At 71.9% G+C, this 7,385-nt stretch carries 5 protein-coding genes; 4 read left to right on the top strand and 1 reads right to left on the bottom strand.

From position 1 onward, the window contains the following. Positions 1-137 precede the first annotated feature (137 nt). Positions 138-1,079, bottom strand: a complete 942-nt coding sequence (locus WD250_06605; protein MEX2619871.1) for a hypothetical protein — start codon at positions 1,077-1,079, stop codon at positions 138-140. A 540-nt stretch (positions 1,080-1,619) separates the two neighbouring features. Between WD250_06605 and rpsA the strand changes: the two genes are divergently transcribed. From rpsA to WD250_06585, 4 genes are all read left to right on the top strand, one after another. After that, positions 1,620-3,338: a 30S ribosomal protein S1 gene (rpsA, locus tag WD250_06600; protein ID MEX2619870.1), complete on the top strand. Its 1,719-nt coding sequence runs from the start codon at positions 1,620-1,622 to the stop codon at positions 3,336-3,338. A gap of 5 nt (positions 3,339-3,343) precedes the next feature. Next, positions 3,344-3,982: a dephospho-CoA kinase gene (gene coaE / locus WD250_06595; GenBank protein ID MEX2619869.1), complete on the top strand. Its 639-nt coding sequence runs from the start codon at positions 3,344-3,346 to the stop codon at positions 3,980-3,982. A gap of 36 nt (positions 3,983-4,018) precedes the next feature. After that, complete coding sequence (gene moaA / locus WD250_06590; GenBank protein MEX2619868.1) at positions 4,019-5,023, top strand: GTP 3',8-cyclase MoaA; 1,005 nt, start codon at positions 4,019-4,021, stop codon at positions 5,021-5,023. 870 nt (positions 5,024-5,893) lie between these two features. Continuing rightward, on the top strand, positions 5,894-7,385 hold a 1,492-nt coding region (locus tag WD250_06585), incomplete at its 3' end, for a DUF222 domain-containing protein (GenBank protein ID MEX2619867.1).

Genomic DNA, 7,385 nt, shown 5'->3' with positions numbered 1-7,385 from the left:
GGGGGCCCGCGGGGGTGGCGCCCCCTGCTATCCCGCGCGGGCGGGGTAATGCTGTGCCGGGTCGGGCCGTGCGAAGGCCCGCGCGGGCCATGATGGCCTGGGAATCCCGCGTTCGTCGACGCGGCCGGCCGGTCGGTTCACCCGGTTGGGCGAGCCAGGTGGGGCTGGCGGGCCCCTGCGGCGAGCAGTCCTGCACGGATGCCGAGAACCGTCGCCCGCAGGATCTCGGGTTGGGCGACATCCTCGACGGTGACTTCGAGCACGACGTAGCCGAGCGCTTCGAGATCCCGGTTGCGCCCGTGGTCGTGGGCGCGCTGGTGCGGACGGCCGTGCGCCACGTCGCCGAGGTACTCGAGGATCAGCGGGACGTCGGCGAGCAGGCAGTCCACACGCCGGTTGCCGCTCACCCAGTACTGCCACAGCGGGGCCGGTCGAAGGTCTCCCAGGATGGGTGCAAGCGCGCGCTCACCCTCGCTGTCCTGGTCGAAGACGCCGTCATCGATCATGGCGATCAGCTCCGCGGCCTCCGGCAGGCCCGTGGCCACCGCACACGCTCGCAGCGCCCTCAGGTCGAGCAGCCGCTTCCACTTCCCGTAGTCCACGGTCGTGCGCAGGCGCTTGCCGCTGATGGTCCGGGTGGCTTCGACAACCGAGCGAGTGGGGCCGGCGATGGGCACCGGTCCGCACCGTGCCCGGTGCTGCTCATACATCGGATCCTGCACGACAGGGAACGGGACGTTCGCGACGACGCGTCCCGGAGGGACGAGGACGACGAAGGGATCGGTGACCTTGTAGCCCTCGAAGCCCAGCAGCCCGAGCGTCGCCGGACCGGCGATCCACCCCTCCGGCCGGCAGCGCAGCGCCGCCGCGACGAGGTGCTGGTCCGGGGGGACCCCGCCGCCGGGAACCCGGTAGGTGCCCGTGAGGGGCACGCCCTGATGCTGGCACACCTCGATGACCCCGCGACGGAGCCAGCCCTCGACCTGGCCCTCCCCGCACCCGTGATCGCGGACCAGCTGCGGACGCGTGACGACACCCGCCTGTCGGCGCAACCTGCTGCGCACCGGGGATGGGAACATTGCGCGAGCGTGGCAGGCGCGGCCGGCGGAGGGTAGACCCACCCGAGCTCCTGGGGACAACCTCACTGGGCCCACGGGGCGGGCGGGTGGCCACCGGGCGGGAGGTGGCCCGCGCGGGGAAACTCGCTCGGTGCCGGTGGGGGTGACGGGCTGCCGGGGTCCGGGGGACAGGATTCCCGCGCCGGCGCGGGAATCCTGGCGCCACGGGGCGGGCGGGGGCGTTCCGGGGCACGGTCGGGCAGGGTTCCCGCTCCCGCTCCCGCGCCCCGCTCCCGGCTCGTCGGCGCCGCGGCGGGGTCGCGGCGGGGCCGCGGCGGATGCCCTCCTCGAGGCGGCCCGTCTCCGATCGGGCATCTGCGCACGTGGCAGGCCGTGTGACGTTCACCCGGCGTTGACACCCCGCGTGGGACGGGCGACACTCGTAGGATGCCCGGGCCGTGGCCGGGTTGTTTTCTGTGCATCCGAACCGGCACCCGGCGATAGCATTTGCTCTGTCAGGCCCCCCTGTACCACACCCGCCCCAGGAGATCCCCAACCGACATGACCACCGACGACACGACCCCCCCGGACGCTCACCAGCAAGCGTCCACCGCCACACTCGCCACCGCCCCCCGCTTGGAGCGTGAGCGCGGTGAGCAGATCGTCCTCGAGGAGTTCGGCTCCAAGGAAGAGTTCGAGAAGGCTCTCGAGGCCACGATCAAGGAGTTCGACGACGGCAGCATCGTCGAGGGGGTCATCGTCAAGGTCGATCCCGAGGAGTGTCTCCTCGACATCGGCTACAAGTCCGAGGGTGTGATCCCGACCCGCGAGCTGTCGATCAAGCACGACATCGACCCCAACGAGGTCGTGGCGGTCGGGGACGTGATCGAGGCGCTCGTCCTCCAGAAGGAGGACAAGGACGGCCGGCTCATCCTGTCCAAGAAGCGCGCCCAGTACGAGCGCGCCTGGGGCAAGATCGAGGAGATCTACAACAACGACTCGACGGTGACCGGCACGGTCATCGAGGTCGTGAAGGGCGGGCTGATCCTTGACATCGGACTCCGGGGGTTCCTGCCCGCGTCGCTCGTCGAGATGCGCCGCGTGCGCGACCTGCACCCGTTCGTCGGTCGCGAGCTGGAGTGCAAGGTCATCGAGCTCGACAAGAACCGCAACAACGTCGTGCTGTCGCGCCGCAAGTTCCTGGAGGAGACGCAGAGCGAGTTCCGCAAGGAGTTCCTCGAGACCCTGCAGAAGGGCGAGGTCCGCAAGGGCACCGTATCGTCGATCGTGAACTTCGGGGCCTTCGTCGACCTCGGCGGCGTCGACGGCCTGGTGCACGTCTCCGAGCTGTCGTGGAAGCACATCGACCACCCCGGCGAGGTCGTCGAGGTGGGCCAGGAGGTCGAGGTCGAGGTGCTGGACGTGGACCTGTCGCGCGAGCGGGTGTCGCTCAGCCTCAAGGCCACCCAGGAAGACCCGTGGCGCCAGTTCGCCCGCCAGCACTACGTCGGGGAGTTCATCGAGGGGCGTGTCACCAAGCTCGTACCGTTCGGTGTCTTCGTGAAGGTCGAGGAGGGCATCGAGGGCCTCGTGCACATCTCCGAGCTGGCCGAGGCGCACGTGGAGGTCCCCGAGCAGGTCGCCAAGGTCAACGACACCGTGACCGTCAAGATCATCGACATCGATGACACCCGTCGCCGGATCTCGCTGTCCCTCAAGCAGGCGGTGAAGGCGGGCTACGGCACCGAGCCGGAGATCGAGCAGGAACCGTCCTACGCCGCCGCTCCCGACGAGGCGCCCGGCGACGAGGACGACGGCGCCCCCAGCGGGGCCGTCGGCGCGGCGCTGTCCGCCGCCCTCCAGCAGCGGTCGGAGGCCGCCGACGCCGAGCAGGTCGAGGCGGCCGACACGTCAGGGCTGACGCTGGAGGACGTCGTCGCCGACCTGCGGGGCGATGTCGAGGAGGAGGCCGGGCCCAGCACCCAGGGGGCCGAGGAGGGCGAGCCCCAGGTTCAGGATGCCGGAGAGCCGCCCGCACGCGACGTCGGGGCGCCGGAGCCCGCGGCGGTCGAGGCCGAGCCGGAGGCGGCTGGCGAAGCCGCGCCGGAACCGGCTGCGGTCGAGGTCGAAGCCCCGGAAGCCCCGGTGGCCGAGGAGGCCGAGGCGGCACCGACCGACGCGCCCGCGGCGGCGCCACAGGCCAGCGAGGAGCCGGCACCCGGGAACGGGGACGGGGACGGGGACGGGGACGGGCCGCGCCCCACGGACAAGCCGAGCTAGGCACGGTGTTCCTCGTCGGGCTCACCGGCGGCATCGCGTCGGGCAAGTCGGAGGTCGGTGAGCGGTTCGTGATGGCCGGCGCCGAGCTGGTCGACGCGGACGAGATCGCCCGCGAGGTGACGCTGCCCGGCGAGGAGCCCTACCGCAAGGTCGTCGAGCACTTCGGGACAGAGATCCTCGACGAAGATGGCTTCATCGATCGGGCGGCCCTGGGCGGCATCATCTTCGCCGACCCCGGCAGGCGGGCAGTCCTGAACGAGCTCACCCATCCGCCGGTGGTGGCCCGCATCGCCGACTACCTCGAGCTGCTGACCGCCTTCGACGGGCTCGTCGTCCTCGATGTCCCGTTGCTGGTCGAAGCAGGGATGGAGGACGGCTTCGAAGCCATCGTCGTGGTCGCCTGTGATCCGGAGACCCAGGTGCGCCGCCTCGTGGAGCGCCGAGGGGCCACCGAAGCCGCTGCCCGCGCCCGATTGGCTGCGCAGGCGCCACTGGATGACAAGATCGCCGTGGCGACGCACGTCATCTGGAACGACGGGACGCTCGTCGAGCTGTACGAACAGGCAGACACCGTCGCCGCCGAGCTCGCCGCGAGGGCCCGGGAGAAGGCCGAGGCGCAGGCCGCCGAGCTGCCCGACGACTAGCAGCGCTCCCGGCCGCGAGTGCGTATCGTGGCGGCTGTGCCCGTCGACCGCTTGAACCGTCCGCTGCGTGACCTCCGGGTCTCGGTGACCGACCGCTGCAACTTCCGCTGCACGTACTGCATGCCGAGGGAGCGCTTCGGGCCCGACCACCAGTTCCTGGAGCGGGCGGAGCTGCTCACCTTCGAGGAGATCACCCGGGTGGTCGCCGCGTTCGCCAGGCAGGGGGTGGCAAAAGTCCGCCTGACGGGGGGAGAGCCGCTGGTCCGGCGGGACCTGGCCACGCTCGTGTCGGCGATCGCCCAGGTCGACGGCATCGAGGACATCGCGCTGACCACCAACGGGTCCCTGCTGCCCGGACAGGCGCAGCGCCTGCGGGCAGCGGGACTGCGTCGGATCACCGTCAGCCTGGACTCCGTGGACGAGCAGGTGTTCAGCTCGATGACTGATGTGACGATCCCGCTCGCTCGCGTCCTGGAGGGCATCGAGGCCGCCTGCAGGGCCGGCTTCGACCCGGTGAAGGTCAACGCCGTGGTCAAGCGCGGCAGCAACGACGCGGGGATCGTGGACCTCGCACGCTACGGGCGCGAGCACGGCGCCGTCGTGCGCTTCATCGAGTACATGGACGTCGGCGCCACCAACGGGTGGCGTCTGGGCGAGGTCGTGCCCGCCGCCGAGATCATCGGCCGGATCGATGCCGTCTTCCCCCTGGTGCCGCTGGCCCCCAACTACCTTGGTGAGGTGGCGACCCGGTTCCAGTACCGGGACGGCGCCGGCGAGGTCGGCGTCATCCCCTCGGTGACCCAGCCGTTCTGCAGCACCTGCACCCGCGCCCGCCTCTCTGCGGTCGGCGAGGTCTACACCTGCCTGTTCGCGGGCACAGGCCACGACCTGCGGGCCACGCTGCGTGACGGCGCCAGCGACGCGGACCTCGATGCCGCGATCACCGCGCTCTGGGGATCCCGCACCGACCGGTACTCCGAGCTGCGCTCCGACGCGACGGCCGACCTGCCGCGGGTGGAGATGTCCTACATCGGCGGGTAGGGGCCCCCCGCACCCCGTCTGACCTGCGGAAACGTCATTCCGATACTTCCGCAGTCCGCACAGAGTCCGCAGGAGCATGCGCCGCGTCGGATCGCGGTCCGCGCCCGGTCCTCGCTGTGGGCATGGAACCGGGCCAACGGCATGCAGGCGCTGCCGAGTACCTCGGCCACCACGATCCCGGAACAGCACGCTGGCGAAGTGGTGCCGCAGTGGCGTGTCCATCCGCGCCGTAGAGGTGGGCGTAGGTCCGCAGCGTGAACCCCGCTCGACACCGGCCGCTGTGAGCGCCGGCTTCAATGCGTTGTGGGTGAAGTAGGCGCGGGTGAGAGCCTGATCTGCTGGCGGACGTGCACCGTCCGCCGCAGGAAGTCGACCGCGTCCACGGCCAGACCGAAGATCTCGCCCTGCCGGAGCCCGCAGCCGGCACCCACGACGGGCGCGGCGCGGAAGGCTCCAGGCTGGCCGGCAACGACGGCCTGGACCCGGTCGACGGTCCACGGGACGATCCCGCACCCGTGCCCACGAGTGGGCAGCAATCTTCGACGGGTCCGACGCCTGTGTGGTATCGGTGCTGGCGTTGGCGAGGCCTCGACTCACTACCCCACTGGCGGCCCGCGGCGCCTTCGCCACTCACAATGGCCTCCTCCAGCCCGCCCCGGCGCCTGGTTCTCGCGCATGCAGGGGTCTCTCGGTCGGCCGCCAGCCACGCCCGGCAGCCACAGCGATGAGATTCTCGACTGCACAATCCTCAAGAATCGGTGTATCGGTGTGGAGAGCTTGCGAGGGGGGCTCGAGGGCTGTATACTCGAACACATGTTCGTACAAGACACGCAGTCGGCTGTTGTCACCGCCCGCAGGTGCGGGGGGCGCGTGCAACGTGTACGCGCGTGGGCGGGGCTGGTGGCCAGCGAGCAGCCAGCCGGCTATGACACCGGCCGCGACCGGGCCGCCCAGGGTGCAGACGATGGCGACGACGCCGGCACGGACCCCTGGGCGGTGGGCAGCGCACCACGCACCGTGCAGGCGCGCAGCCGGCTCACCCGCTGCGCGACCACCCCGGGCTCCCCGCTGGGCGCGATCATGGGCGCGCTGGCCGAGACGATCGACGCGCTCACCACCACCGTCGGTGCCCCCACCGCCCCCACCCGAAGCGCTGCCGCCAGCCCCGCCGTCGCGGACACCGCCACCAGCGGCGAGCGTGACGGTCTCGGTGACGGATTGGGCGACGAGCACATCGACGTGGTCGGTGACGCGCTGGTCGCTGTGGCCCACCTGCGGGCCCGGCTGGACGCCTGCCAGCTGGGGCTGCTCAGCGCGTTCGACCGGCGAAACGGCCACCAAGCCGACGGGGCAATGACCGCAGCGTCGTGGCTGGCTCGCCGCACCGGCACCGACCATTCCGCCGCCGCCCGCCAGGCCTCCACCGCCCGCCGGCTGCACACCCTGCCGCGCATGGCCGCGCACCTGGCCGCCGGGGACCTCACCCTGGCCCACGTCACCGCGGTCACCGACCGCTGCGTGCCCGCGCGCACCCAAGCGTTCGCCGCCGTCGCGGACACCCTGGCCGACCTCGCCATGACCAACCCGCCCCGCGACGTCCGCCACGCCGTGCGCCACCTCGTCGAGCTCGACGACCCCGACGCCGCCAACGACCCCGACGCTCCCGGCGGGGATCCCCTCCGCGCGCTGACGCTGCGCCAAGGGTTCCAAAGCCGTGGGGAACTGCTGGGCACCCTTGACCCCCTCACCCGCGAAGCGCTGACCGTGCTGCTTGACGCCTTCGACACCCCCGACCCCGCCGACACGCCACCTGAGCAGCGGCGCACCTTCGCCCAACGCCGCCACGACGCGTTCGCTGCCATGCTGCACACCTTGATCGCCCAGCCCGGGCTGCCCACCATCCAAGGCGCCCGCCCCCAGATCCTCATCACCCTGGATCTAGCCGCCCTGTTCGGTCTTCCCCCCGATCACCCCGCCGCCCACCTCACCCTGATCGAGCTCGCCGACTTCCTCGGCATCGACCTGCCCGGCATCACCGACATCCACCCAGCCCCCCACGCGCCCGCCGACCCCGATCAGGGCCCCTTCAGCGACGCTGACACCGACCAGCCGGCCGACACCGGCGACCCCGCTGGCCCCGGCGAGGCTACGGGCACCGGCGAGGTTGCTGATGCTGGCGAGGCTGCCGACACCGGCAAGGTCGCTGATGCTGGCGCCGCTGACACCAGCGGGCCCGACACCACCGCCGACGACCCCGCCGATCCGGCTGCCGCCGACCCCGGCGCCTCCGCCGACCCCGGCGCCTCTGCCGACCCCGGCGCCTCTGCCGACCCCGGCGCCTCTGCCGACCCCGGCGCCTCTG

This window comes from Egibacteraceae bacterium, assembly GCA_040905805.1.
GTDB lineage: Bacteria > Actinomycetota > Nitriliruptoria > Euzebyales > Egibacteraceae > DATLGH01.
Note: the sequence above shows the minus strand (reverse complement) of the source record. Positions and strands in the feature narration are given on the sequence as shown.

What these genes read in the sequence shown, in the direction of transcription:
- rpsA (MEX2619870.1), top strand. Translation starts at nt 1,620, where the DNA reads ATGACCACCGACGACACGACCCCCCCGGACGCTCACCAGCAAGCGTCC.
- WD250_06605 (MEX2619871.1), bottom strand. Translation starts at nt 1,079, where the DNA reads ATGTTCCCATCCCCGGTGCGCAGCAGGTTGCGCCGACAGGCGGGTGTC.